Consider the following 25,398-nt stretch of genomic DNA (forward strand, 5'->3'; position numbering starts at 1 on the left):
TGCCGATTCAACATCGCACCGGTCCATTGGCTGGCTGCGCGAGCTGTGCACGGCGGGTTGGAACATGGCTAATTAATATCGTTCCGCGGAGAGCTTGAGGTGCAAGCGTTTGAAGTCTTTTTTTTCAGCCGCAGAACAGTGATTATCGCGCTCCGCCCGCACACCGAGGAAGCCCTACCATGGAATTGACGCTGGAAGCTGTTGCGCTCTTCGCACTCAAACTGGTGCATGAAACCGACGGCGGCAGCCCGGTATTGCGCGACGACCCGGCGATGGCCGCGTATGAGCGTGAAGTGTTTGGATTGCTGGTGCGCCAAGGGGACTTACGCCTGATTCAACGTAAGCTCGATGAATGCGTGATGCAGGCGCTGCAGGCGTTGGGCGGAACGGAGACGGTGTTGGGGCGTGAGCTGGAGAGACTGGCCGCCGACACTCGAAAAGCCTCTACCCTGGAGGAACTCGATGCCCCGCTCGACGCACTCAAGCATTACCTCAAAGCTATCCAGTGACACCTTCCATTGAAGGAACGAGCCTGACCACGATGAGTGTCAACTTATGCGGCGTCACAGACCGACCACAAGGACCGTTACATGATCGACTTCAACAACAAAGGCTTCTTCAAACTCAAACAAAACAATGAATACGCCGAACGCGTCTCGGCCTTGCTGCTCGATGGCGAAGAAGTAGTGGACGCCTACAAGGCCATGCGCGACGGCGTGGTGTTCACCACCAAACGCATCATCGCGGTAAACGTGCAAGGCATCACCGGCAGCAAGAAGGACTTCACATCACTGCCGTACAAAAACATCGTGGCGTATTCGGTGGAAACGTCCGGGACCTTCGACCTGGATTCGGAGTTGGAGATTTACTTTTCATCCCTGGGCAAAGTGAAATTCGAGTTCACTGGGAAGACCTCGATTGTGGAAATCTCGCGGCTGATTTCCAAGCATCTGCTGACGTGATCAATCGGCCAGAAGTATCGCCTGGCGAAAGAGCGCTTACTTGGACGGGAACGTCTCAAGATACGCCAGGATATTTTCAATCTTCTCCTGATCGCTGATACCCCAGAAGATCATCCGCGTGCCGCTCACTACCTTCTTGGGGTCTTCGATGTACGCGGCGAGTTTTTCGCGGGTCCAGACCACGCCGGAGTTTTTCATCGCGTCGGAATACTGGTAGTCCTCGGTGGTGCCGGCGGGGCGGTCGATGATGCCGTTGAGTTGCGGGCCGAAACCGCCGCGCGCGCCTTCGCCGATGCTGTGGCAGCCGCCGCAGGTCTTGGTGAAGAGCTTACCGCCGGCTTCGGCATCGCCAGCGGCGAAGGCTGGGGCGGTGTTGAGAATCAGGGCGAGGGTCAGTAAGGCGTACTTCATGGGCGACTCCACATCGGCGGTTGCGGGAATTATGCCTGGCATCTCCATCCGGATCACCGCCGCCTGCAATGCCACGGGTGCAAACACGCAACCTAGACACCCTGAACGACCACCCATCGCCTGGGACACATCCAATCGAACCTATACCGCTGCGTTCCACTCCACCTAACTGAACCCTGATGGTGGAGTAAGGATCATGGCTCAGCCATCGATTTTGGTATTGGAAGACGACGAAATTATTCGGGCGTTGATGGTGGATGTACTGGAGGATTTCGGCGCGATTGTGACGTCGTTTCCCTCAGCGGATGAAGGGATGATTTACCTGGAACGCGAGGACGACCCCGTGGACCTGATTGTCAGCGACATACAAATGCCTGGCCTGCTCAATGGTTATGACTTGAGCCGCGTGGTTGCCCATCGCTGGCCATCAGTGCGGGTGCTGCTAACCTCGGGCAATACAAAAATGGCTGAAGAGCTAGGCGGTTCCGTGCGTTTCCTGCCCAAGCCATGGAGCACTGAGCATCTGATCGAATGCGTGCAAACGGCGCTGACTCAGCAAGGTTCGTCACTGCACTGATAGCGCCGCAATATCACCTAAACCGAACTTCACGGTACGCTGTACGGTCAGTCATAAGGCAAGGAGCGACTTTTCTGATCCGCTGGTCAGGCCTTTCGCCTTGTGCGTACAGTCAATGGCCATGAGTTGTGTAGAATCGTCGCCCATTTCCACGCGTCATTCATGGCCGGCAGGCCCACAGCTCGAGCTATTTGCATGCTTTCAAAGGCCCATGACGTTGGTGCGCCCTCATTGCTTGATGCGTTACGCACAGGCACCAGCCTGTTGCACGTTGCGCTGGAAAAGCGTCTGCCATTTTTTTCCGAGCGCCTGGATGCCGACGGCTACCGGCGCCTGCTGCAGGCCTACCACGGGTTTTACGCACCCATTGAAGCGGCGCTGTATGCCAGTGGGCTGATCCCGGCGGGATTCGATACTGCTCTGCGTGTGAAAACGCCAACATTGGTCAGCGACCTGCACGGTCTTGGCCTGGATGACGCCGCTATCAACGCCACGCCCCACTGCACCGCCCTGCCGCGCCTCGACACCCCTGCGGCGTGCCTCGGTGTGTTGTATGTGCTTGAAGGCGCAACGTTGGGCGGCCAGGTGCTGCGCCGGGAAATGGCCCAGCGCTTTGGCATCGATGCCACCAACGGCGGCGCGTTTCTTGATGTGTATGGCCCTGAGACGGGCCGGCGTTGGAAAGACTTTCTCGATTATCTGGGCAGCCAGGCGCTGGACGCCGAAGCCCAACAGCGCGCGGTACATGCCGCCCGTTCGACATTCAGCGGCTTTGAGCGATGGCTCGACAGCCAGGAGGTACTGCTATGAAACCCCAAGATTTTGAACAGCTGCTTGCCAACTGCGCCGACGAACCCATCCGCTTTCCTGGGGCGATTCAGCCTCACGGTGTGCTGCTGACGCTGTCCGAGCCAGACCTGAAGATTATCCAAGTGAGCGCCAACGTCGCTACGCTGTTCAACCGCACGCCCGAGGCGCTGTTGGGCCAGCCGCTGCACAGCCTGATCGGCTCCGAACACGCCCAGGCCGTGCAGGCCATGGCCGAACTCAACACCTTTACCGATGCGCCGCCGCTGCACGTGACGCTCAACGGCGCTGAGTTCGAAGGTTTGTTGCACCGCCACCAAAATGTGCTGGTGCTGGAATTCGAACCCCACCTCAAGGATTTTCAACCAAGGGCGCTCAACGGTCGCACCAGTGATCTGGGCAAGATGCTGCGCCGCTTGCAGTCGGCAAAAACCCTGGCGGCGCTGTACGACATCAGCGTCACGGAAATCCAGGCCATGACCGGTTACGACCGGGTGCTCATCTACCGCTTCGAAGAAGAAGGCCATGGTCAGGTGATTGCCGAAGCATCCGCTCCGTCCATGGAATTGTTCAACGGTCTGTTCTTCCCTGCATCTGACATCCCCGAACAGGCTCGCGAGCTGTACCGCACCAACTGGCTGCGGATTATCCCGAACGCCGATTACACGCCGGTGCCGCTGGTGCCCAAATTGCGCCCGGATACCGGCGAACCGCTGGACCTGAGCTTTGCGACGCTGCGCAGTGTGTCGCCGATTCATTGCCAGTACATGCAGAACATGGGCGTGTTGTCGTCCATGAGCATTTCGCTGATGAAAGGCGACAAACTCTGGGGCCTGATCAGTTGCGGCAACCGCACCCCGCTGCTGGTACCGAACGAACTGCGTACCGCCTGCCAGACCATCGGCCAGGTACTCTCGCTGCAGATCAGCGCCATGGAGGCTCTGGACCTGAGCCACCAGCGCGAAGAAAAAGTCGAAGCCTTGGCCCAACTGGACAAGGCCATGAAAGCCTCGGACCACAACGTGTTCGACGGCCTGGCCAAGCAACCGCGATTGCTCATGGACCTGACCCTGGCCGGGGGCGTGGCGATCATCGAAGACAAACAACTGCACCGCTACGGCAACTGCCCGGAACCGGCGCAGATCAGGGCGTTGCACAAGTGGCTGCAAGCCAGCGGCGAACCGGTGTTCGCCAGCCATAACCTGGCCTCGGTTTACCCTCCGGCGGCGGAGTTTCAGCAAGTGGCCAGCGGCGTATTGGCCATGGGCCTGCCCAAGCCGGTGGACAACGGTGTGCTGTGGTTCCGCCCCGAGGTCAAAGAGAACATCAATTGGAGCGGCGACCCGAAAAAACCGCTGGACCTGGAAAATTCCGACGCTGGTATGCGCCTGCGCCCACGCACGTCGTTTGAAATCTGGAAAGTGGAAATGGCCGGCATCTCCACCAAGTGGAGCCACGGCGACCTGTTCGCCGCCAACGACCTGCGCCGCTCCGCCCTGGAAAACGACCTGGCCCGCCAGGTCGAGCGCGAGCAACAGGCCGTGCGCGCCCGTGATGACCTGGTGGCGGTGGTGTCCCACGACCTGCGCAACCCGATGACTGTCATCTCGATGCTCTGCGGCATGATGCAAAAAGCCTTCAGCTCCGAAGGCCCACACACCTCGCGACGTATTTCCTCGGCCATCGACACCATGCAACAAGCCGCCGGGCGCATGAATGTGTTGCTGGAAGACCTGCTCGACACCTCGAAAATCGAGGCCGGCCGCTATGTGGTCAAGCCCGTGGCGCTGGATGTGAACCAGATGTTCGAGGAGGCGTACTCCTTGCTGGCACCGTTGGCGATGGAAAAAGGCATCGACCTGTCGTTCAACGCCGAACCTGGCCTGCAGATCAAAGGCGACCCCGAGCGCTTGTTCCAAGTGCTGTCGAACCTGATCGGCAACGCCATCAAGTTCACCCCGCGCCAGGGCAATATCGGCATCAGTGCCATGAGCAACGGCGAAGAGATTGTGTTTTCGGTGCGCGACTCCGGCGAAGGTATTGCCCCAGAGCTGTTGCCGTATGTGTTCGACCGCTACTGGACACAGACCGAAAACAATCCCACCGGCAGCGGGCTGGGGCTGTATATCACCCAAGGCATCGTGCAGGCCCACGGCGGCAAGATCGTGGCCGAAAGTGAAGTAGGCCGTGGCAGTGAGTTCCGATTCACGGTGCCGAAGGTGATGCAGGACGCCCATACCTGATCGGTCCGGCTGAAGGGCTCGATGGCCCTAAACCGCCATTGCCGTTACACGTTGCCACGAGGTGTTTATAGCTCCAACACCTCGCGCCTCTATAAGTTTGGCCCGGCTTCGCAGACGCGGAGCCCATCTAACTTACAGAGGGATATTTTTATGCTTGGAGCTATCAGTCCATTCCTAGGCCATCTGCAATTCCCCACCCCACAACACGATGATGTAGCCCTGCAACGCAAGAAGCGCAGCCTGGACAGCCACTCACTCCCACTTGATCCCCAGCAAACCGACAACGCCCCACGTCACAATCGGCGCCGCGGCAGCGGCAGCGGCAGCCTGGACAGCCTCGGCAAGGGCAACCTGCTCTAGAGCGACCTACGGAGGGCAGCCCGCTGCCCTTCGTACCCCCCGTGCCTTAACAAAACACTGACATTCATTGCGCTAACCTTGCCGGTTCTAGCCTGGCCGGAGCCCTTCCCTGCATGCTGCACCCCGACAACCTGCCCGCCGTACTTGCCGGCCCTTTGCTACGACGTCTCGAACCCAGGCGCCTGGTGCTGTGGCTGACTGGCAGTCGTCCCCTGGACCTGACCTTGAAGCTGCAATGGGCCGGACACACGCTGCACATCCCGCTGGATCAAGGCCAGTGCCAAGTCATCCCCATAGGCCGACAGGCCTTTGTGCATCTGATTGATGTGCCGCTGGACGAAGCGCTGCCCCAGGACGAGGTCATCCACTACGACCTGCTGATCGACGGCCTCGGTATCGCCCATTGGGCGGCGCATCTGCTGTATGCCGACGCGCCATCACCGCATTTTGTCCTGCACAGTCGCATCCACCAGCTCGTGCACGGCTCCTGCCGCAAGCCTCACCACGCCGCCGACGACGGCCTGCTCTGCGTCGATCGCCTGCTCGCCGATGCGCACACGCTCGATGAGCGTCCGGCCTTGCTGATGATGAGCGGCGACCAGGTTTACGCCGACGATGTGGCCGGGCCGATGCTTCGGGCGATCCACGCACTGATCGCGCGCCTGGGCCTGTTCGACGAACATCTGGAGGGCGCCGTAGTGGACGACAGCGCCAGCCTCTACGGGCACCGCGCCAGCTATTACCATCGCGCGGACCTGCTACCGGCACTGGACAGCAATCAGACCCTGCGCGAGCGCTTCTTCGGCGGCGTTAAAAAGCCGATTTTCACCAGCAGTACCGCCGACAACCATCTGGTCACCTTTGCCGAAGTCATGGCGATGTACCTGCTGGTATGGTCCCCCACGCCCTGGACCTTGATCGAAACCCAAGCGCCACCACTGAGCCCGGACGAATCGGCGCGCTATGCGCGTGAGCACGTGCACATCGAGCGCTTTCGCAACGGCCTGCCCGGCGTTGCGCGAGTCTTCGCGCACCTGTCCACCCTGATGATCTTTGACGATCACGACATCACCGACGACTGGAACCTCAGCGCCCAATGGGAAGAAACCGCCTACGGCCACCCGTTTTCCAAACGCATCATCGGCAATGCCCTGCTCGCCTATCTGCTGTGCCAGGGTTGGGGCAACCACCCGGATGCCTTCGTCGAACTGTTGCCGCCCATCCAGGCGCTGACCGCCCACGTCCCCGACAACCATCTCGACGCCGCCGTCCAGGATGCCTTGCTGGCCACGTTGCTCAAATTTCAACAATGGCATTACGTGCTGCCCAGCACCCCCGCCCTGGTAGTGCTCGACACCCGCACCCGGCGCTGGCGCAGTGAGTTCACCCTCAAGCAACCCTCCGGCCTGCTGGACTGGGAAGCTTTGAGCGAACTGCAACAGGAACTGCTGGACCACCCGTCGGCGATCATCGTCTCGCCCGCGCCGATCTTCGGCGTCAAGCTGATCGAGACAGTGCAGAAGGTCTTCAGCTGGTGCGGCTACCCGCTGCTGGTGGACGCGGAAAACTGGATGGCCCACCGGGGCGCCGCCCAGGTGATCCTCAATATTTTCCGCCACTCGCGTACGCCGGGTAACTACGTGATTCTCTCCGGTGACGTGCATTACTCGTTCGTCTATGCCGTGCTGATCCGCCACCGCAATGCCGGCCCCCGGATCTGGCAGATCACCAGCAGCGGCATCAAGAACGAATTTCCACCGCGCCTGCTGGAATGGTTCGACCGTCTCAACCGCTGGCTATACTCACCCCGTTCGCCGCTCAACTGGTTCACACGCCGTCGCACCATGCAGGTCGTACCGCATATTCCGGAACATGCCGAGGCCGGCGAACGGTTATGGAACTCGGCGGGCATCGGTCAGGTGTTTTTCAACGAACAAGGTCAACCGGACGCAATTTACCAACACAATGCGAACGGGAAGGCTCGCACACAGATGGTTGCGCCCACGCCATAGCGCGCGGTGGCGAACGCAGTGCGCATGCAAGGAGCAAAAGCAATGGGCGATACCTCAGGCAGCAACCCGGCGAAGCAGGACTTCTCGCACCTCAACGCCGACATGCTGCACACCATCCTGGAGCTGGTCAGCGACGGCATCTGGGACTGGAACGCCAACACCGGGTTCGTCTACCGCAATCCGGGCTGGTACGAAATGCTGGGCTACCCGCGGCATGCGCTGGAAAACACCCTGTTCACCTGGGAAAACATCATTCATCCAGAGGACTACCCCCAGGTGATGGCGCTGTTCGATGACTACATCAACCGCCGCGCGCCGCACTACCAGACCGAATACCGTTGCCGAAAAAAAGATGGCAGCTACCTGTGGATCGAGGACCGCGGCTACGTGATCGCGCGTAACCCCGACGGTTCGGTGGCGCGCATGGTCGGCGCCCATCGCGACATTCAGACGCGCAAATACTCTGTCGCCCAACTCGAACAACGCAACCAGTCGCTGGAAGCGCTGGTGGCCGAGCGCACCCGTGAACTGGCTCGGGTCAACCAGCAACTCAAATTGCAGTTGGACGAAAACCGCGCCTTGGCCGAGCGGGACGCCTTGACCCTGGTTGCCAACCGCTATCGCCTGGAAAAAACCCTGCTGCAAGCGTGCGAGCGTGCCCAGCGCTTCCGCCTGCCGCTGGCCCTGATCGCCATGGACATCGATGACTTCAAGCCCATCAACGACCGCTATGGCCACGGCGCTGGCGACCAGACCCTGGTGCGGGTGGTGGAGTGCCTGGAGAGCTGCATTCGCCCGTGTGACCTGCTGGCACGCTGGGGCGGCGATGAGTTCATGGTGATCCTGCCCGAGAGCAGCCTGGAAACGGCCAAGGCGTTAGCCGAGCAGATCTGCCGCAAGATACGCACAATCCAGGCCCCCGGCGACTTCGCCGTCACCCTGAGCCTGGGCGTGGCCGAGCGCCACGCGGATGAATCCCCCGCCGCCCTGATGGAGCGCGCCGATCAGGCGTTGTATCGCGCCAAGGCCGCGGGCAAGGCCGGGGTGTCGGAATAACCGGAGGCATCAGCGCAGCGGCGCGCACTTGACCAGTGTCGACCGGTTTGTCCGCGCCCCCTTCGGCAGTAGCTCCTTCCGATTTGGAATGACCCAAAGACTTTATTTCGTTTGCGACAGGCCCCGGCGGGCGGCTTAGATAAAAAACGCCCCACCACTGCCGAGTCCCGGATTCATGAGCCACGCCACCGTCAGCCAGTCGATTTCCATCGTCCACCCCATCAGCCTCAGCCACGGCAAGAACGCCGAAGTGTGGGATACCACAGGCAAGCGCTATATCGACTTCGTCGGCGGCATCGGTGTGCTCAACCTCGGCCATTGCCACCCGCGGGTAGTCGAGGCGATTCGCGAGCAGGCTACTCGGCTTACGCACTATGCCTTCAACGCCGCGCCGCACGCGCCCTACATCGAGCTGATGGCACGCCTGAGTGATTTTATCCCTGTGAGCTACCCGGTCAGCGGCATGCTCACCAATAGCGGCGCGGAAGCGGCGGAAAACGCTTTGAAGATCGTGCGCGGCGCCACCGGCCGCACTGCGGTGATCGCCTTTGACGGTGCCTTCCATGGCCGCACCCTGGCCACCTTGAACCTTAACGGCAAGGTCGCGCCCTACAAGCAAAAGGTCGGCGTCCTGCCCGGCCCGGTGTATCACCTGCCGTACCCCAGCGCCGACAACGGCGTGACCTGCGCCGACGCACTGAAGGCCATGGAGCGTTTGTTCAGCGTGGAAATCGACGTGGAAGACGTCGCCTGTTTCATCATCGAACCGGTGCAGGGCGAAGGTGGCTTCCTGGCCCTGGACGTCGAATTTGCCCAGGCGCTGCGGCATTTCTGCGACGAGAAACAGATCCTGCTGATTGCCGACGAAATCCAATCGGGCTTCGGCCGTACCGGTCAACGCTTCGCGTTTTCGCGCCTGGGCATTGAGCCGGACCTGATCTTGCTGGGCAAAAGCATTGCCGGCGGTGTACCGCTGGGGGCGGTGGTCGGGCGCAAAAACCTGATGGATAACTTGCCCAAAGGCGGCCTGGGCGGTACTTACTCCGGCAACCCCATCGCCTGCGCGGCGGCGCTGGCCACCCTGGAGGTGATGACGGACGCAAACTTGCACGCGTGGGGCGCGCAGCAGGAAGCCGCGATTGTCCGCAGGTACGCGACCTGGCGCGACCAAGCGCTGTCGCCCTACCTCGGGCGCCTGACCGGCGTCGGCGCCATGCGCGGCATCGAACTGGCCAACGCCGACGGCACGCCGGCGCCCCGGCAATTGACGCAACTGCTCGGCCTGGCGCGGGACGCCGGGTTGCTGCTGATGCCCAGCGGCAAGGCACGGCACATCATCCGCCTGCTGGCACCGCTGACCACAGAGCCGGCGGTGCTGGAAGAAGGGCTGGATATCCTTGAAGCCTGCTTCAAGCGCCTGGATCAGTAGCGTGCATCCACCGGTTTGCCGCCGTTCGGCCAGTCTTTGACCTTGTCCGGGAAGTCCGGACGCGGCTGCCCGGAAAAGTACGCCGCGACGTCCACCGCTTCCTGTTCCGTCAAGCCACCCTGCCCCAGCGGGAAGCGTTCGTGGAAGCCAATCGGCATATTGCGTTGGACGAACGCGGCGGCTGTGTAGGTGCGCGCCATCCCCGCACCGATATTGAACGACTGCTCACCCCACAGCGGCGGGTAGATCCATTCACCGTCGGCACGGGTCAGGCCCTGGCCATTGTCGCCATGGCACACCGCGCATTGCTTGGCGTACACCGCTTTGCCATTGGCCAGGTCGGGTTTGAGCGTCGGGTCGACCTTGCCCACGCCGCGCCCGGCGACTTTGTCCTGCGGGCGGGTGTTGTTTTTCATCCAGTCGAAATACGCCACCATCGCCTGCATATCCGCCGATTGCGGCGCCAGCGGCTTGCCGTTCATGGACCGGCGGAAACAGCCGTTGATGCGTTCCTCCAACGTGATTACCTTGCCGGCACGCGGGGCATAACCGGGGAAAAACGCCGACACCCCTACGAACGGCGATCCATCGGCCACCGTGCCTGCATTGAGATGGCAACTGGTGCAGTTCAGCGCGTTGCCGACATTGTCCGGCAGCAGTGCCTTGGTCTGCAGATGCAACCGCATGCCACGCAGCACCTGGTCGGCATTCGGCGCGGCCAGCAACTCGGCCAGACGCGGAGTCTGGAACGCGGACATGTCGCTGCTGGCCGGGTTGAGCTGCTCGCGCAGGGTTTTCACCTGCGCGGGGCTGACCGGCGTGCCCTGGTTGCCCCAGTGGGTGCGCACAAAACTGAGGATCTCGGCGATTTCCTGGTCGGCCAGCCGCGCGAACCCAGGCATGGTGTAGACCCGCGGATGGGTGGCGGTTTGCGCGGTTTCCCAGCCGGTGAGGGTGATATGCAAAAGAGATGTTGGGTTAGCGGCGACCACGCTCGGGTTGCCGGCCAACGGCGGGAACAGGCCCTTCACGCCGGCACCGTCACTGCGGTGGCAGTCGCTGCAGAACTGCGTGTAGCCCAGGCCGCCACGACTGCTGAACAGGTCGTCAGGCACGCCAACCGGGGCTTTGGCCACGGCAGGCATCGGCAGATCCTCCTGGCCCGCCGGCAGGGATTTTAAGTAACGGGCGATGGCAATCAGGTCGTCATCACTAAAATGCTGGGTGCTGTGGTGGATCACATCGGCCATGTTGCCCGACACTGTGGCAAAACGGTTTTGCCCGGTCTTGAGCAGTTGCACGGTGTCGTCAACGGTCCACAGGTTGCGCAGGCTCAAGGCGCGCCAATGCTCGACGGTTTCCCCCGCCAGGTAGTGCTGGCCGCCGCGCTCGGTATCGCTCATGGCTTTTTCCTGGAACGCAATGCCCCTCGGCGTATGGCACGAGCCGCAATGCCCCAGGCCCTGAACCAAGTAGGCACCACGGTTGAGCCCCGCGTCGCGGCCAGGATCGGGTTGGAAGGGTTGCTTGTCGAGAAAGGCGAAATTCCACAATGCCAAGCCCCAGCGCTGATTGAACGGAAAGCCCATGTCCGCCGGCAGGTTGTCCTGGCGGACCGCCGGCACGCCCTGCATCAGGTAGGCGTACAACGCGCGCATGTCCTCTTCGCTGATCTTCGCGTAGGACGGGTACGGCATCGCCGGGTACAAGTTCATACCACTGGGGGTAACGCCTTCGCGCATGACGCGGTCGAACTGCTCGAAGGTGTAGCGCCCGATGCCTGTCTCGGCATCGGGCGTGATATTGCTGGAGTAGATCGTCCCCATCGGCGTACTCAACGCCAGGCCGCCGGCCATCAGCGCGCCTGGCTTGGCGGTGTGACAGGCAATGCAGTCGCCGAGTTGAGCGACGTAGTGGCCGCGTTCGAGCAGAGGGGTGTCGGGCGTGCTGGCGTGCAGCGAGAGGGACAGGCACATCAGCATCCCCACGAAGCTGACGCGTAAGAGGGCAAACATCATCGCAATAGTCCTTTAAGAACCTGGCGTGGAGCGGTCTCCTCGGCGCAGGTCTGCAATTGTTTTTATGCGTTCTCAGGCAAATAGTCGGGGGCGCAGGCAGCCCCGAGGTTGTTGTAAACCACTCTCCGGCATGGCCTTTTGATATGGATCAGCGGAACGCCGAAGGCAGTGTGCCGCCTTGACCTGACTCCCCTGCCCCTTGAAAATGCGCGACGCTTTTTTGTCTCCGTTTATTGAAGTAGTGAACTATTAATGTCCGATTCCTACACCGCAGAATCCGTCGTCGCCTTGGCCTCCAAAGCTGAATACGAAAACGCCATCAATCTTTCACAGCATGTGCCAGCGGCCAAGACCATCAGCGAGATGGTGCTGGACGCGTTTCACACTTCCAAGGAGAGCGACCAGATCCGCGAACTGCGCGTCGCCATCCGCCAGGCCCACGATGCGTTCGACGACGACAAGGCCTACGACCTGATGGGCCAGCTCAAGCAACTCAAGGACGCCGAAGCCGCCGACAACCTGGCCCTGGAAGACTTGAGCAGCAAGTTCTCCATCAGCCGCATCCTGTCCAGCTTCAAGGACGACCCCGAGTTTCAGGAACTGGTCTACGGCCTGGCCCTCAAGGTGCTGAACCAGACCCATCAAGCTATCAGCAACCCGAGCGCCGGCAAGGGCAAGGCGGCACGCGCCAAGAAAGACGCCGAAGTGTTCGTGATCAGCAAGGACGGCATCAGCGTCACCCTGCCGCTGCGCACGCCACGCTCCAAGCTGAACGTGGACCGCGAAGCGTTCGAGTTTCTAGGGTTCAGCTTTGTGGGCGAAGGGGATGACGCCGAGCTGGAACGTGAGTCGTTCACCGACAACAACGGCGCCGAGTTGCCGGTCAACCGCAAGAACGTGGTGAATGCCTTGCAACAGAAAACCGCATTTGATGGGTACAGCATCGCGCAGCAATAACACCTGGGACTTCATTGAGGGAGGAGCGTCGCCTTCCCTCATGTAGTCCTGCGCTAGACCCGCGCGGCAAACACCTCACGAAAGCGCGCCATCTCCTGCTTGTTCCCCACTGTCACCCTTACCCACTGCGGCCAGTTCTGCCACACCCGGCCGATCAATACGCCTTCGGCGGCGAGCTTTTCGATGACCTGCTGCGCGGGCTGCTTGACGTCGATCATGAAGCAATTGCTGTGGGAAGCGGTGCAAGTGAAACCACGGCCCTTGAGCCAGGCCAGGGTTTCATCGCGCAACTGGGCATTGAGGGCTTTACGCTGGGGCAGCAGTTTGACGTCTTCCAGGCTGGCAAGACCGCCGAGCAACGACGAGCCCGCCGGCACATTGTCGCCGCCAAACACCGCCAGCCGCTCCAGCAACGTTGGGTGGCCGATGGCCAGGCCCAGGCGTGCGCCCGCCATGCCGTAGATTTTCGAGAAGGTGCGCAGCACCAGCAGGTCGTCGTGGTCCTTGACCCAACTGACCACGCTCGGGGCGTCGGCGAAGTCGATGTAAGCCTCGTCCACCACCAGCACGCTGCCCTTGGGCTTGTTCGCCAGTGCGTCGCGAATGGCCTGGGTGGGAGTCAGGGTGCCGGTGGGGTTGTTGGGGTTGCACAGGTAGAGCATGCCGGCCTGGGGGTCGGCGGCGAGCATGGCGGGGATATCGTGGGCGTGGTGGGCGTCGAGGTTCACTTCATGCACCGGCGCCTTGTGCGCTTCGGCGGCCTGGCGCGGTACTTCGTAGGATGGCGTGGCCATTACCAGGCCACGGGTATCGCTGGTGAACGCCAGCACCGCATAACGCAACGCCGCCATGGAGCCTGAAAACACCGCCACCTGTTCTTCGGCAATGCCCTGTTGCTGAGCGAACAATGCGGCCAGTGCGTACATGTGGTTGTACGGGTAGCGCCCGGCAGTGGCGATACCGCGCTGCATCGCTTCACGGGCCGCCAGGGCTGAGCCGTAGGGGCTTTCGTTGTAGTTGAGACGGACCTTGTCGGCCTTGGCCGGCGGCGTCGCCGCGACCGCCCAGTCCAAGCGCCCCAGCAAGGGCAAGGCGGCGCTGAAGGCGAGAAGGGACCGACGACTCACGCTGACCATGGTGACTACTCCTTGTAGGCGGGTGATGGATTCGCACAGTGCGTACAGAGGGGTATGACGAGATAAGCGTGGGCAGATTTAACCTGACGCCCGAGAAAAACCCACATCACCGCAGAGCAGGAACAGGGTCGCAGTGGGGAGGAGCATTGCGCACCCTCCCCCACGCTAAAGCCGAATAGCCCTAGTTGAGCTGCAACTTATGCTTGAGGCTGTGCATGACCTGCGCCTTGTTCTGCAGGTATTCGTTCAGGCCACGAGCGCGCAGGTTGCAGGCGTCGCATTCGCCGCAGCCGGTGCCGATCACGCCGTTGTAGCAAGTCAAGGTGTGTTCGCGCACCAGGTCCAACTGATGGTGGTAATCGGCCAGGGCCCAGGTCTCGGCCTTGTTCAGCCACATCAGCGGGGTGTCCAGCCGTACGTCGTACTCCATGCCCAGCTTGAGCGCCTGGTTCAGGGCTTTGACGAACTCATCGCGGCAGTCGGGGTAGCCCGAGAAGTCGGTTTCGCACACGCCGGTAATGACCGTCTCGGCCTTGACCTGGTACGCGTAGATCGCCGCCAGGGTCAGGAACAGGATATTGCGCCCCGGTACAAAGGTGCTCGGCAGGCTTTCGCCGGAACTGTTCACGGTAGGCACGGGGATGTTGTCGCGGGTAAGACTACTGATGGCCAACTCGTTGAGCAGGGACACATCCATCACTTTGTGCACCGTGGCGCCCAGTTGCTTGGCAAGCTGGCGGGCCACTTCGATTTCCGCCACATGGCGCTGGCCATAATCGAACGTGATGCAGTGCACTTCGTCATACAACGCCAGTGCCTGGATCAGGCAGGTCGTCGAGTCCTGCCCGCCACTGAACACCATTACGGCTTTTTTACTCATCGCTGTGCTTCCTGGATGCGTGGAATGGGGGATAGTTTAGAGGCCATGCCATAAAAAACCCCGCGCTTCTTGCGAAGGCGGGGCCTTTTACTGCTCGGACCACTCAGTGGGCGTAGGTCAGCAACAGCTCTTTCGGTACTTGGAAATCCAGGGACATCATCACGCTCAGCGCGGTGATGGTGAAGATCGAGAACACGAACAGCTTGCGCGCCCAGACGGTGTCGTCCACCGCCTTGTAGCCGGTCCAGGCCATGTACAACCAGTACATGCCCATGGCGGCGGCGACGGCGAGGTAGCTCATGCCGGCGTAGCCGCTGAAGGTCAACATCAAGGTCGCCACAAGGAAGGCCAGGATGTAGAGCAGGATGTGTTTCTTGGCCACCTGGATGCCACGTTTTACCGGCAAAACCGGAATCGACGCAGCCAGGTAGTCATTGAAGCGGAAAATCGCGATGGCGTAGGAATGCGGCATCTGCCACAGGCTGAACATCACCAGCAGCGTCAGCGCGGCCATGTCGAAGCTATTGGTCACAGCCACATAACCAATCACCGGCGGCATCGCCCCCGACAGACTGCCCACCAGCGTGCCGTGAACCGACTTGCGCTTGAGGTACAGGCTGTAGAGGCCGACGTAGATGACAAAGCCGATCACGGCAAACAACGCCGCCAACGGATTGGCCACCTTGTACAACAGGGCCACACCGGCAACACCCAGGACGGTCGCGTAGACCAGTGCCAGTTTCAGGGAGATAAGGCCCTGCACCAGCACACGGTTTTTGGTGCGTTCCATCTTGATATCGATGTCACGGTCGATGCAGTTGTTGAAGACACAACCGGAAGCTACCACCAGGGATGTGCCGATCATTGCAGCCAGGAAGATGGCCAGATCGACATGTCCCTTGGAGGCCAGGAAGAAACCGCCCGCCACAGAAAGCACGTTACCGAAAATGATCCCCGGTTTGGTGATTTGGATAAAGTGCTTAAGCGACATCGGGTCTTACCTCACTTCGCCATCATGTAGGTGTGGATGCTGAACATGATCCACAGCGACAGACCAACCAGCAGAACGATCACCAGGCCGGCGAACACGAACGCAATCACGTTCTCGCGCTGGGCCTCGGAGCGGTCCAGGTGCAGGAAGTACACCAGGTGAACCAGTACCTGAATCACTGCGAACGCCAGGACGATCATCAAGGTGATCGACTTCGGCAGGGTCGGGTACATCACCAGGCCGAACGGGATCAGGGTCAGGATGACCGACAGGATGAAGCCGATAGCGTAAGACCTGACGCTGCCGTGGCTTGCATCGTGGCTGTCATGGGAGTGTGCATTAGCCATTACAGAGTCCCCATCAGGTAGACAACGGTGAATACGCAGATCCAGACCACGTCCAGGAAGTGCCAGAACAGGCTCAGGCAGCTCAGGCGGGTCTTGTTGGTGTTGGTCAGGCCGTGCTTATTGACCTGATACATCATCACCGCCATCCACAGCAGACCGGCCGAGACGTGCAGACCGTGGGTGCCGACCAGCGTAAAGAACGCCGACAGGAAACCGGAACGGTGTGGACCGTAGCCTTCGGAGATCAGCAGGTGGAACTCGTTGATCTCCATGCCGATAAAGCCCAGGCCGAACAGGAAGGTCAGGGCCAACCAGCTCAGCACGCCTTTCTTGTTGCCCTTGTAGAAGGCCAACATGGCGAAGCCGTAGGTGATCGAACTGAACAACAGCAAGGCGGTTTCGCCGAGCACGTAAGGCAGTTCGAAGATGTCGTGGCCCGACGGGCCACCCGCTACGTTGTTTACCAGTACCGCGTACACCGCGAAGATCGACGCAAACAAGATGCAGTCGGTCATCAGGTAGAGCCAGAAACCGAAGACGGTCATTGGCCCCGAGTCGTGGTGATGGTCATCGTGCCCATGGTCATCGACATGGGCGTGTCCAGCATTGGTCACTAAGTTCGACATGGTTTAAGCCTGTTCCAACGAGGTTTCTACACGGTTGGCCGGGATTTTCTTCTCGGCGACCAGGCGAGCGTGCTGCTCGGCTTCGATGCGTTCGATCGTTTCGACCGGCACCATGTAGCCTTGATCATCACGTGCGGCGTGGACGATGAAGTAACCGATGGTACCCACCAGACTCACGATCGCCAGCCACCAGATGTGCCAGATCATCGCGAAACCGAACACGGTCAACAGCGCACCCATCACCACGCCAGTGGCGGTGTTGCTTGGCATGTGGATCGGTTCGTAGTGCTTAGGCTTCTGGTACGCAGTACCGTCTTCCTTGGCTTCGGTGAACGCATCGATCGTGTTCGCAGTCGGGATCACGGCGAAGTTGTAGAACGGTGGTGGCGACGAGGTCGACCATTCCAGGGTGTGGCCGTTCCATGGGTCGCCGGATTCGCACATGTTCTGCTTGCGATCACGCACGCTGACATACAGCTGGATCAGCTGGCAGGCGATACCCACCGCAATCATCACCGCACCGAACATGGCGACGTACAGGTACGGCACCCACTCAGGGTTGGTGGTGGCGTTCAGACGACGGGTCATGCCCATGAAGCCCAGTGCATAGAGCGGCATGAACGCGACGAAGAAGCCCGAGATCCAGAACCAGAACGCAGCCTTGCCCCAACCTTCGTGCAGCTTGAAGCCGAACGCTTTCGGGAAGTAGAAGCTGAAACCGGCGATGTAACCGAATACCGCACCACCGATGATCACGTTGTGGAAGTGCGCGATCACGAACAGGCTGTTGTGCAGCACGAAGTCAGCACCCGGGATGGCCAGCAGTACGCCGGTCATGCCGCCGATGGCGAAGGTCACCATAAAGCCCAGGGTCCACAGCACCTGGCTGGTGATGCGCAGACGGCCGTGGTAGATGGTGAACAGCCAGTTGAATAGCTTCACCCCCGTCGGGATGGAAATCAGCATGGTTGCCAAGCCGAAGAAGGCGTTGACGCTGGCCCCCGAACCCATGGTGAAGAAGTGGTGCAGCCACACCATGAAGCCCAGTACGGAAATTGCGCCCGATGCGTAAACCATCGAGTGGTGACCGAACAGGCGCTTGCCGGTAAAGGTCGAGATCACTTCGGAGAAGATACCGAACGCTGGCAGGATCAGGATGTACACCTCAGGGTGACCCCATGCCCAGAACAGGTTCACGTACATCATTGGATTGCCACCAAGTTCGTTGGTGAAAATGTGGAAATCCAGGTAACGGTCAAGCGACAGCAGCGCCATGGTTGCGGCCAGGATCGGGAACGAAGCCACGATCAGGACGTTTGCCCAGGTGCAGGTCCAGGTGAAGATCGGCATGTCCATCAGTTTCATGCCAGGGGCGCGCATTTTCAGGACGGTGGCCAGGAAGTTGACCCCCGTCAGCGTCGTCCCTAGCCCTGATAGCTGTAGCGCCCAGATGTAGTAGTCCACCCCCACGCCAGGGCTGTACTGGATGCCCGACAGCGGCGGATACGCAACCCAACCGGTCTTGGCGAATTCGCCGACGCCCAGGGATACGTTGATCAGCACCACGCCGGAAACCAGCAGCCAGAAGCTCAGGGAGTTCAGGAACGGATAGGCCACGTCACGCGCGCCGATCTGCAGCGGCACTGCCAGGTTCATCAGGCCGGTGAAGAATGGCATCGCCATGAAGATGATCATGATCACACCGTGAGCGGTGAAGATCTGGTCATAGTGTTCAGGTGGCAGGTAGCCAGGCGACCCCTCGGTGGCCATGGCCAACTGGGTACGCATCATGATGGCGTCGGCAAAACCGCGCAGCAGCATGACCATGGCGACGATGATGTACATCACGCCGATTTTCTTGTGGTCGACCGAAGTCAGCCACTCGGTCCACAGGTAGGTCCACTTCTTGAAGTAAGTGATACCCGCGAACAGTGCCAGACCACCCAGCGCGATCATGGCGATGGTCACCATCACGATCGGCTCGTGGAACGGGACCGCATCCCAACTTAATTTACCAAACATCGTTTACTCCTCTGCCCCAGCAGTTGAATGCGCGCCCGTCTCAGAACCTTCAACCGCGGCCACTTCTTTCTTCTCGTGCTTGACCGGCTTGCCTGGCTTCATACCTTCGTACTTGTCGACGATTTTCTGAAACAGGTTCGGCTCGTACGAGGAGTACAGCGCGACAGGGTTGTTCTGGCTTGGTTTGGCCAGGGCGTCGTATTCAGCTTGATCAAGCTGTTTAGGTGCGGCCTTGACTTCGGCTACCCAGGCGTTGAAGTCTTCCTGGCTCGTCGAGATCGCTTTGAATTTCATGCCGGTGAAGCCAGCGCCGCTGTAGTTGGCGGAGATGCCTTCCATTTCAGCTTTCTGGTTGGCGATCAGGTGCAGCTTGGTCTGCATGCCTGCCATCGCGTAGATCTGGCCGCCCAGGGCTGGGATGAAGAACGAGTTCATCACGGCGTCGGAGGTGATCTTGAAGTTCAGCGGAGTGTGCTCCGGGAAGCGGATCTGGTTAACCGTGGCGATACCCAGGTCCGGGTAGATGAACAGCCACTTCCAGTCCAGCGCGACCACTTCGATATTGATCGGCTTGGCGTCCGATTCCAGCGGACGGTACGGGTCCAGCGCGTGGGTGGACTTGTAGGTCACATAACCCAGGGCAATGATGATGAGGATCGGAACCAGCCACACCGCGATTTCGATCTTGGTGGAGTGCGACCACTTCGGCGCGTAGGTGGCGCTGGTGTTCGACGCGCGGTATTTCCAGGCGAAGGCGAAGGTCATGATGATCACAGGGACCACGACCAGCAGCATCAGCAGGGTGGCGGTGATGATCAGGTTTCGTTCATCCAGACCGACCTGTCCTTTTGGGTCGAGCAAGGTCCACTTGCAGCCTCCCAGCATTAACATCATGCCAAGCAGCGGCAAAAAGCCTAGTAATCGGGGGTACCTGTTTTTACTCATCTCACGACCTCTAAAGCAGCTTGCGCAATGCAGTTGGGTTTTGATCGCCAACACTTCACCCTGCCAAGGGTTGGCATTTCTCTTCGATTGAATAAGAGCCTGCTCGCACGCCATGAATGGACGATTTACGAGCCTGCGGTGAGTTCTTATTCGATTTCGTGGTTAAAGGCCTTGTTACAGACCAATTCCATTTGGTGCGGATAGTTGAAAGGCTGCCGGAACCTGGGGTCGCACAGAGCCATCCATCTGCCCCTCGACCGCTCCAATGCTCAAATATTGAACAGCACCGGACATTCAGTGCGGGCGATTGTAGTTAGCTAGCGATGTATAAACCATGTCTTATAAAGAAATAATTTTTATCGAAAGCAGCAATAATCCTTCACCAAAATTGCAAAGGTCGGGGATCTTATCGTGTTCGATTCTCAACAAAAACCACAAAAATTGCCGTGTTATAGGGCAATCCGCCACATCCCTTACCCTCTGTAAGGGCTTGCCAAAGCCATCCAAGTCCCCATAAAACAAGGCATTCGTACATCATCGAATGGCGCGGACGGCGCATGGTTCCTGACTTAGGCCAGACGATGAAGTGACAGCACAATTTGACCGTTCGGTGCAAATTTAAGCGGGGTTGCGGGGGGTAAGAAACGTCCTGCGACAGCTTCCGTGTGACAACATGTCGCACACTGCGCACAGCGGAAATTGTCCGGCGTCATGCTCTGTTCATAAAAGCCTACCTGCGAAAACGCCCCGGCCCTCCAGAGGAGGAGCCGGGGCGTTTTTGTGCAGAGGCTCAGGCCATGTGACGGCGATTGCGGTAAATGCCCAGCGGCACCAGGATCACGGTCAGCACAAAAGCCACCAGCGCCCATTGCGCCAGGGACAGCCCAAGGATCGGTGGGTAAGGCGTGCTGCAGAAACCATCGACCTGAAAGCCCAGTGGGAAGACCTTGGCCAGCGGCAGGTCATCGACGATGGGCTGCAGCACATCGACGCCGCAACTGACCTGGGGAAAGAACTGGGTATACACATGATGGCCAGCAGCTGCGACCCCGCCGAGGGCGCTGAGGATCACCAAGCCTTCGAAAAACGTGAGGGCGCCTTTGCGGGGCATGGCGGCGCCGATAAAGGCGAAGATGGCAATCAATAACAAGGCATAACGCTGCAAGATGCACAGTGGGCAAGGCGCTTCGCCCAACACCACCTGCATGTACAAGGCCCCGCCGATCAACGCCAGGCAGATGATGCCCAGCAACACCAGAAAGCGCCGCTCCCTGCCTAAACGCAATTCGTCACTCATCTCCGTTTCCCTTTGTTTGGTTGTGCCTGTAGGCGCGAGTTTACACACAGGGAGTGGTTTAAACAGAGAGGGGTTAACAGGGGATTAATTGGGGGGTAGCGATAAGTTGCAAGCTGCAAGCTGCAAGTAAAAAAGCGGGCTTCGATCCGGCCTTTACTTGAAGCTGCAGCTTCCTACTACTCCAAAGGCGGTTACTCCAACGCGGCAGCCGGACCGAAGAATTCGTAGCGGCTTTGCTTTTCGGGCACGCCCAGGGCTTTGAGGTGGCGTTTGATTGCGGCCATGAAGCCTTTAGGTCCCAGGAAGTAAGCATCCAGGTCGCGCTGTTCAGGCAACCATGCGGCCAGTTGTTCCTGGCTGAGCAGGCCCACCTTGTCCGCCGCAGGGCTCACGCCGTCGTCTTCGGCATAGCAATAGAAACGCTTGAGCTGCGGGTGCTTAGCCGCCAGGGCGTCGACCCAGTCGCGAAACGCATGCACGCCGCCGTTACGCGCGCAGTGGATAAAATGCACCGGGCGCTCGGTGGCCAGCGCCGCTTCGAGCATCGGCAGGGTCGGGGTGATGCCTACGCCGCCGCTGATCAGCACCAACGGCTTATCGCTGGCGGCCAGGGTGAACTCCCCCGCCGGCGGGAACAGGTCGAGGGTCGCGCCTACCTGCAACTCATCATGCAGGTAATTGGACACTCGCCCGCCGGCTTCGCGCTTGACGCTGATACGGTACTGGCCAGCATCGCTCAACGCCGAGAGCGAATAGTTGCGACGCACCTCTTCGCCGTCCAACACCAGCGTCATACCGATGTACTGGCCTGGCGCTGCCGCCAGGATCGGGCCGTTATCCACCGGGGCGAAATAGAAGGAGGTGATCTCGGCGCTCTCCTCCCCCCGCTTGACCAGCGTGAACGACCGCGCACCGCGCCAGCCGCCAGGGGCTTGGGCTTTCTCGTCGTAAATGGCCGCTTCGGCGCCGATCAGGATATCCGCCAATTGCCCGTAGGCCGCGCCCCAGGCATTCATCACCTCCGGCGTGGCGATCTCGCTGCCCAGCACTTCAGAAATCGCCCGCAGCAGGCAGGCGCCCACAATCGGGTAATGCTCCGGCAGGATCTGCAAGGCCACATGTTTATTGATGATCTTGGCCACCAGATCGCCCAGTTGATCCAACTGGTCGATATGTCGCGCGTACATCAGCACCCCATTGGCCAGGGCGCGGGGCTGATCGCCGCTGGCCTGGTGGGCCTGGTTGAACAGCGGGCGAACTTCGGGGTACTCGGACAGCATCATGCGGTAGAAATGGGTGATCAGCGCTTCACCGCCACTTTCCAGTAGAGGCACGGTGGATTTGACGATGGCACGGTCTTGGGCACTAAGCATGAGAGCCTCCAGGGCTTCTTTAAGGATTACCCTTGAGTACTCAGCATTCGTGCCAACTAAAAATTCGTTATTTATCAGGTAGTTGAAATAAGAGTAGTCAGTATGACTTCCTACACGCTAGAGTCATAAGGACTACAAGGAGTCATTATGACTGCGCACTCACTGCTCACCACCCTCCTGCCTCTCGTGGCCGACCTGTCCCGCGACCTGCCGGAGGGCGAGCGCTACCGCCGCCTGCTGCAAGCCATGCGTACTCTGCTGCCCTGCGACGCCGCCGCGCTGTTGCGCCTGGACGGTGAAGCGCTGGTGCCGCTGGCGGTGGACGGCCTGAGCGCCGATACCCTGGGCCGACGCTTCAAGGTCAGCGAACACCCACGGTTTGCGGTGTTGCTCGCCAGCCCCGGCCCCACGCGCTTCGACAGCGACAGCGAGTTGCCCGACCCGTATGACGGCCTGGTGGACGGCCTGCACGGGCACCTGCCAGTGCACGACTGCATAGGCTGCCCGTTGTTTGTCGACGACCGGCCCTGGGGCCTGCTGACCCTCGATGCGCTCGACACCGAGCGCTTCGAACGGGTCGAGCTGAACGCCCTGCAAGCCTTCGCCAGCCTGGCCGCCGCCACCGTCAATGTGGCCGAACGCATCGAACGCCTGGCCCTGCGCGCCGAAGACGAACACCAACGCGCCGAAATCTACCGTCAGGCCAGCGGCCAACAACACAAGGAAATGATCGGCCAGAGCAAAAGCCACAAGCGCCTGGTGGAAGAAATCAAACTGGTGGGCGGCAGCGACCTCACCGTGCTGATCACCGGGGAAACCGGGGTGGGCAAGGAGTTGGTGGCCCAGGCGATTCACGCCGCTTCGGCGCGTGCCGACAAACCGCTGATCAGCCTAAACTGCGCGGCCCTGCCGGAAACCCTGGTGGAGAGCGAGCTGTTCGGCCATGTGCGTGGCGCCTTCACCGGCGCGCTGAACGAGCGTCGGGGCAAGTTCGAGCTGGCCAACGGCGGCACCTTGTTTCTCGACGAAGTGGGCGAGCTGTCCCTGACGGTGCAGGCCAAACTGCTGCGCGTGCTGCAAAGCGGTCAGTTGCAGCGCCTGGGCTCGGACAAGGAACACCACGTGGATGTGCGCCTGATCGCCGCCACCAACCGCGACCTGGCCGATGAGGTGCGCAATGGCCGCTATCGCGCCGACTTCTACCACCGCCTGAGTGTTTACCCGCTGCAAGTACCGGCCCTGCGCGAACGCGGTCGCGATGTGCTGCTGCTGGCGGGTTTCTTTCTCGAACAGAACCGTTCACGCATGGGCCTGGGCAGTCTGCGCCTGACCGGCGATGCCCAGGCAGCCCTGCTGGCCTATAACTGGCCAGGCAACGTGCGGGAGCTGGAACATTTGATCGGGCGCAGCGCGCTCAAGGCCCTGGGAAACTGTCGCGAACGTCCGAGGATTCTCAGCCTGAGCGCCGCCGACCTCGACCTGCCCGACGTCAGCGCGCCGCTAATCGAAGCCCAGCTACCATCGACGCCCATCACCGGCGACTTGCGCCAGGCCACCGAAGATTACCAACGGCAAATCATCAATACCTGCCTGGAACGCCACCAGCACAACTGGGCCAGCACCGCCCGCGAACTCGGCCTCAACCGCGCCAACCTCGCCCGCCTGGCCAAGCGCCTGGGAATAAAATAACTCGCTGAACTCGGTCAAAATGAGGGGGAAAGTCCTGATGCCAGTCAGATCCAACCCAGGCAATGACTATCAAAAGTGGGAGGGGGCTTGCCCCCGATAGCGGTGCGTCAGTGACAGCTGGGCTGACTGTCACACTGTAATCGGGGGCAAGCCCCCTCCCACATTTGGTCCCGTCCAGGGCAGAAATTCATTCACTGAGTCCTTTACTGATGGGCATCAGTGACTTGTCCCCTGTTCAGACTGTTCTCGCCTTCAAGACCGGACTCACAATCTTGGGCTTGCGAAATACCAACACATTCCCCGCCATCACCAACCCTAACCCCACCAGCGCCGGGGCGGTCCACTGATAGCCCTCGGCGAACGCCGACACATTCAACGCCACCACCGGAAACAACACCGTGCAATACGCCGCACGCTCCGGCCCCATACGCCCGACCAGCGTCAAATACGCGGTAAACCCAATCACCGACCCCGGAATCACCAGGTACCACAACGCGCCGATATACCGCGCGCCCCAGTCCATCTCGAACGGAATGCCACGCAGCACACACCAGGTCGCCAGCATGGCTGCGCCATACGCCATGCCCCAGGCATTGGTGGTCAGTGGCCTGAGCCCGGCCTTCTGCTGCAAGCTCGACAACATATTGCCGGCCGAGAAACACATCGTCCCCAACAGCGCCAACCCCAGGCCCAGCAAGGTCTGCGGGCTGGCGGTATGCCCTACCAGTTCTGGCCAGAACAACAACCCCAAACCTGCCAACCCAAGGCCACCGCCCATCAACACGTTGCGGGCCACGCGCTGGCCGAAAAAGACCCGCGCGTTCAACGCGTTCCACAGCGTCGCGGTGGAAAACACCACCGCCACCAAGCCGCTGGGGATCCATTGGCTGGCCGTGAGAAAGCACATGAAGTTGACGCAAAACAGGCACAACCCCTGGGCCAGGCAGATCAGGTGCCCGCGCCGGTTCATCACCTGCAACTTGCGGCTGAGCAATAGCAACGCAAACAACACCAACGCCGCCAGGGCGAAGCGATAGACGATGGACACGGGAATCGCTACCACGCCCAGTTGCCACTTGAGGGCGATCCAGGTGGTGCCCCAGATCAGCACGGTGAGTAAGTACAGGAAAAGGTTCATGACAGGCTCCATCGATTGAGCCTCAGTGTCGCCCCCAAGGCGCGCCCGGCTCTTGCACATTCTTGCGCTTTTGTCGGGTGCGCAGCGCACAGCGCCGGCAGTGCGGAGTAGGATGCAAGGCG

General features: G+C 60.4%; 23 protein-coding genes and 1 pseudogene. 12 read left to right on the forward strand and 12 right to left on the reverse strand.

What is annotated here, in order from left to right; all coding sequences use genetic code 11:
* The first annotated feature begins 179 nt into the window (after window positions 1-179).
* Both HRH33_RS22295 and HRH33_RS22300 read left to right on the forward strand, forming a co-directional pair.
* Window positions 180-509 (forward strand): hypothetical protein, encoded by a 330-nt coding sequence (locus tag HRH33_RS22295; protein WP_034100472.1) that lies wholly within the window; start codon window positions 180-182, stop codon window positions 507-509.
* 81 nt (window positions 510-590) lie between these two features.
* Entirely contained in the window at window positions 591-962 is a 372-nt protein-coding gene (locus HRH33_RS22300; protein WP_015885780.1) for a PH domain-containing protein, read from the forward strand.
* A 36-nt stretch (window positions 963-998) separates the two neighbouring features.
* On the opposite strand, the gene HRH33_RS22305 is transcribed toward HRH33_RS22300, so the two are convergent.
* Window positions 999-1,373, reverse strand: coding sequence for a c-type cytochrome (locus HRH33_RS22305; RefSeq protein ID WP_034100476.1), 375 nt, complete (start codon window positions 1,371-1,373; stop codon window positions 999-1,001).
* Window positions 1,374-1,569: 196 nt separating this feature from the next.
* On the opposite strand from HRH33_RS22305, the gene HRH33_RS22310 reads away from it, so the two are divergent.
* From HRH33_RS22310 to HRH33_RS22340, 7 genes are all read left to right on the forward strand, one after another.
* Complete coding sequence (locus tag HRH33_RS22310) at window positions 1,570-1,950, forward strand: response regulator (RefSeq protein WP_034100478.1); 381 nt, start codon at window positions 1,570-1,572, stop codon at window positions 1,948-1,950.
* A 195-nt stretch (window positions 1,951-2,145) separates the two neighbouring features.
* Window positions 2,146-2,760, forward strand: coding sequence for a biliverdin-producing heme oxygenase (locus tag HRH33_RS22315; protein WP_167416616.1), 615 nt, complete (start codon window positions 2,146-2,148; stop codon window positions 2,758-2,760).
* Window positions 2,757-5,000: an ATP-binding protein gene (locus tag HRH33_RS22320; RefSeq protein ID WP_167416615.1), complete on the forward strand. Its 2,244-nt coding sequence runs from the start codon at window positions 2,757-2,759 to the stop codon at window positions 4,998-5,000. Before HRH33_RS22315 ends, HRH33_RS22320 begins: the two co-directional genes overlap by 4 nt.
* A gap of 150 nt (window positions 5,001-5,150) precedes the next feature.
* Window positions 5,151-5,360 (forward strand): hypothetical protein, encoded by a 210-nt coding sequence (locus HRH33_RS22325; protein WP_167416614.1) that lies wholly within the window; start codon window positions 5,151-5,153, stop codon window positions 5,358-5,360.
* Window positions 5,361-5,473: 113 nt separating this feature from the next.
* Complete coding sequence (locus tag HRH33_RS22330; protein WP_167416613.1) at window positions 5,474-7,372, forward strand: metallophosphoesterase family protein; 1,899 nt, start codon at window positions 5,474-5,476, stop codon at window positions 7,370-7,372.
* Window positions 7,373-7,414: 42 nt separating this feature from the next.
* Window positions 7,415-8,428, forward strand: coding sequence for a sensor domain-containing diguanylate cyclase (locus HRH33_RS22335; RefSeq protein ID WP_167416612.1), 1,014 nt, complete (start codon window positions 7,415-7,417; stop codon window positions 8,426-8,428).
* Window positions 8,429-8,603: 175 nt separating this feature from the next.
* Window positions 8,604-9,857, forward strand: coding sequence for a 2-aminoadipate transaminase (locus HRH33_RS22340; RefSeq protein WP_167416611.1), 1,254 nt, complete (start codon window positions 8,604-8,606; stop codon window positions 9,855-9,857).
* Here HRH33_RS22340 and HRH33_RS22345 read toward each other — a convergent pair.
* Window positions 9,851-11,875, reverse strand: coding sequence for a c-type cytochrome (locus HRH33_RS22345; RefSeq protein ID WP_167416610.1), 2,025 nt, complete (start codon window positions 11,873-11,875; stop codon window positions 9,851-9,853). The genes HRH33_RS22340 and HRH33_RS22345 overlap by 7 nt on opposite strands.
* Window positions 11,876-12,127: 252 nt before the next feature.
* Here HRH33_RS22345 and HRH33_RS22350 point away from each other — a divergent pair, with 252 nt between their 5' ends.
* Window positions 12,128-12,832: a hypothetical protein gene (locus tag HRH33_RS22350; RefSeq protein WP_034100494.1), complete on the forward strand. Its 705-nt coding sequence runs from the start codon at window positions 12,128-12,130 to the stop codon at window positions 12,830-12,832.
* Window positions 12,833-12,885: 53 nt separating this feature from the next.
* On the opposite strand, the gene ptaA is transcribed toward HRH33_RS22350, so the two are convergent.
* From ptaA to cyoA, 7 genes are all read right to left on the reverse strand, one after another.
* Complete coding sequence (ptaA, locus tag HRH33_RS22355; protein WP_167416609.1) at window positions 12,886-13,968, reverse strand: pyoverdine biosynthesis transaminase PtaA; 1,083 nt, start codon at window positions 13,966-13,968, stop codon at window positions 12,886-12,888.
* 181 nt (window positions 13,969-14,149) lie between these two features.
* A complete protein-coding gene (gene queC, locus HRH33_RS22360) occupies window positions 14,150-14,848 on the reverse strand; it encodes a 7-cyano-7-deazaguanine synthase QueC (RefSeq protein ID WP_034100498.1) in 699 nt (232 codons plus the stop codon).
* A gap of 103 nt (window positions 14,849-14,951) precedes the next feature.
* Window positions 14,952-15,839 carry a heme o synthase gene (gene cyoE / locus HRH33_RS22365; protein WP_034100500.1) on the reverse strand — a complete coding sequence of 296 codons (888 nt, stop codon included), beginning with the start codon at window positions 15,837-15,839 and terminating at the stop codon, window positions 14,952-14,954.
* Window positions 15,840-15,850: 11 nt separating this feature from the next.
* Window positions 15,851-16,186: a cytochrome o ubiquinol oxidase subunit IV gene (gene cyoD, locus HRH33_RS22370; protein WP_167416608.1), complete on the reverse strand. Its 336-nt coding sequence runs from the start codon at window positions 16,184-16,186 to the stop codon at window positions 15,851-15,853.
* A complete protein-coding gene (locus tag HRH33_RS22375) occupies window positions 16,186-16,812 on the reverse strand; it encodes a cytochrome o ubiquinol oxidase subunit III (RefSeq protein WP_024077337.1) in 627 nt (208 codons plus the stop codon). Before HRH33_RS22375 ends, cyoD begins: the two co-directional genes overlap by 1 nt.
* Before the next feature lie 3 nt (window positions 16,813-16,815).
* The gene (gene cyoB, locus HRH33_RS22380) at window positions 16,816-18,834 is read right to left on the reverse strand and encodes a cytochrome o ubiquinol oxidase subunit I (protein WP_034100504.1); all 2,019 of its coding nucleotides are present in this window, start codon (window positions 18,832-18,834) and stop codon (window positions 16,816-16,818) included.
* A 3-nt stretch (window positions 18,835-18,837) separates the two neighbouring features.
* Window positions 18,838-19,779, reverse strand: a complete 942-nt coding sequence (cyoA, locus tag HRH33_RS22385) for a ubiquinol oxidase subunit II (protein ID WP_034100506.1) — start codon at window positions 19,777-19,779, stop codon at window positions 18,838-18,840.
* Between the two features lie 27 nt (window positions 19,780-19,806).
* Between cyoA and HRH33_RS26565 the strand changes: the two are divergent.
* Window positions 19,807-20,096, forward strand: a pseudogene (locus HRH33_RS26565) (hypothetical protein).
* Window positions 20,097-20,569: 473 nt separating this feature from the next.
* Here HRH33_RS26565 and HRH33_RS22390 read toward each other — a convergent pair.
* A complete protein-coding gene (locus tag HRH33_RS22390; RefSeq protein ID WP_094065543.1) occupies window positions 20,570-21,076 on the reverse strand; it encodes a disulfide bond formation protein B in 507 nt (168 codons plus the stop codon).
* Between the two features lie 191 nt (window positions 21,077-21,267).
* Entirely contained in the window at window positions 21,268-22,449 is a 1,182-nt protein-coding gene (hmpA, locus tag HRH33_RS22395; protein ID WP_167416607.1) for an NO-inducible flavohemoprotein, read from the reverse strand.
* A 147-nt stretch (window positions 22,450-22,596) separates the two neighbouring features.
* Here hmpA and norR point away from each other — a divergent pair, with 147 nt between their 5' ends.
* A complete protein-coding gene (gene norR, locus HRH33_RS22400) occupies window positions 22,597-24,138 on the forward strand; it encodes a nitric oxide reductase transcriptional regulator NorR (RefSeq protein ID WP_167416606.1) in 1,542 nt (513 codons plus the stop codon).
* Window positions 24,139-24,373: 235 nt separating this feature from the next.
* Here norR and HRH33_RS22405 read toward each other — a convergent pair whose 3' ends face one another.
* Window positions 24,374-25,276, reverse strand: a complete 903-nt coding sequence (locus HRH33_RS22405; RefSeq protein WP_167416605.1) for a DMT family transporter — start codon at window positions 25,274-25,276, stop codon at window positions 24,374-24,376.
* Window positions 25,277-25,398: the final 122 nt, after the last annotated feature.

This window comes from Pseudomonas rhodesiae (genome assembly GCF_013285305.1).
Lineage (GTDB): Bacteria > Pseudomonadota > Gammaproteobacteria > Pseudomonadales > Pseudomonadaceae > Aquipseudomonas > Aquipseudomonas rhodesiae.

Excerpts from the sequence above, each read along its gene's own strand:
- HRH33_RS22350 (WP_034100494.1), top strand. The coding sequence starts at position 12,128 with ATGTCCGATTCCTACACCGCAGAATCCGTCGTCGCCTTGGCCTCCAAA.
- cyoA (WP_034100506.1), bottom strand. The coding sequence starts at position 19,779 with ATGAGTAAAAACAGGTACCCCCGATTACTAGGCTTTTTGCCGCTGCTT.
- HRH33_RS22345 (WP_167416610.1), bottom strand. The coding sequence starts at position 11,875 with ATGATGTTTGCCCTCTTACGCGTCAGCTTCGTGGGGATGCTGATGTGC.
- HRH33_RS22390 (WP_094065543.1), bottom strand. The coding sequence starts at position 21,076 with ATGAGTGACGAATTGCGTTTAGGCAGGGAGCGGCGCTTTCTGGTGTTG.
- norR (WP_167416606.1), top strand. The coding sequence starts at position 22,597 with ATGACTGCGCACTCACTGCTCACCACCCTCCTGCCTCTCGTGGCCGAC.
- cyoE (WP_034100500.1), bottom strand. The coding sequence starts at position 15,839 with ATGTCGCTTAAGCACTTTATCCAAATCACCAAACCGGGGATCATTTTC.
- HRH33_RS22405 (WP_167416605.1), bottom strand. The coding sequence starts at position 25,276 with ATGAACCTTTTCCTGTACTTACTCACCGTGCTGATCTGGGGCACCACC.
- cyoD (WP_167416608.1), bottom strand. The coding sequence starts at position 16,186 with ATGGCTAATGCACACTCCCATGACAGCCACGATGCAAGCCACGGCAGC.
- HRH33_RS22310 (WP_034100478.1), top strand. The coding sequence starts at position 1,570 with ATGGCTCAGCCATCGATTTTGGTATTGGAAGACGACGAAATTATTCGG.
- HRH33_RS22305 (WP_034100476.1), bottom strand. The coding sequence starts at position 1,373 with ATGAAGTACGCCTTACTGACCCTCGCCCTGATTCTCAACACCGCCCCA.
- HRH33_RS22340 (WP_167416611.1), top strand. The coding sequence starts at position 8,604 with ATGAGCCACGCCACCGTCAGCCAGTCGATTTCCATCGTCCACCCCATC.
- HRH33_RS22325 (WP_167416614.1), top strand. The coding sequence starts at position 5,151 with ATGCTTGGAGCTATCAGTCCATTCCTAGGCCATCTGCAATTCCCCACC.
- hmpA (WP_167416607.1), bottom strand. The coding sequence starts at position 22,449 with ATGCTTAGTGCCCAAGACCGTGCCATCGTCAAATCCACCGTGCCTCTA.
- ptaA (WP_167416609.1), bottom strand. The coding sequence starts at position 13,968 with ATGGTCAGCGTGAGTCGTCGGTCCCTTCTCGCCTTCAGCGCCGCCTTG.
- cyoB (WP_034100504.1), bottom strand. The coding sequence starts at position 18,834 with ATGTTTGGTAAATTAAGTTGGGATGCGGTCCCGTTCCACGAGCCGATC.
- HRH33_RS22300 (WP_015885780.1), top strand. The coding sequence starts at position 591 with ATGATCGACTTCAACAACAAAGGCTTCTTCAAACTCAAACAAAACAAT.
- HRH33_RS22335 (WP_167416612.1), top strand. The coding sequence starts at position 7,415 with ATGGGCGATACCTCAGGCAGCAACCCGGCGAAGCAGGACTTCTCGCAC.
- queC (WP_034100498.1), bottom strand. The coding sequence starts at position 14,848 with ATGAGTAAAAAAGCCGTAATGGTGTTCAGTGGCGGGCAGGACTCGACG.
- HRH33_RS22295 (WP_034100472.1), top strand. The coding sequence starts at position 180 with ATGGAATTGACGCTGGAAGCTGTTGCGCTCTTCGCACTCAAACTGGTG.
- HRH33_RS22315 (WP_167416616.1), top strand. The coding sequence starts at position 2,146 with ATGCTTTCAAAGGCCCATGACGTTGGTGCGCCCTCATTGCTTGATGCG.
- HRH33_RS22320 (WP_167416615.1), top strand. The coding sequence starts at position 2,757 with ATGAAACCCCAAGATTTTGAACAGCTGCTTGCCAACTGCGCCGACGAA.
- HRH33_RS22375 (WP_024077337.1), bottom strand. The coding sequence starts at position 16,812 with ATGTCGAACTTAGTGACCAATGCTGGACACGCCCATGTCGATGACCAT.
- HRH33_RS22330 (WP_167416613.1), top strand. The coding sequence starts at position 5,474 with ATGCTGCACCCCGACAACCTGCCCGCCGTACTTGCCGGCCCTTTGCTA.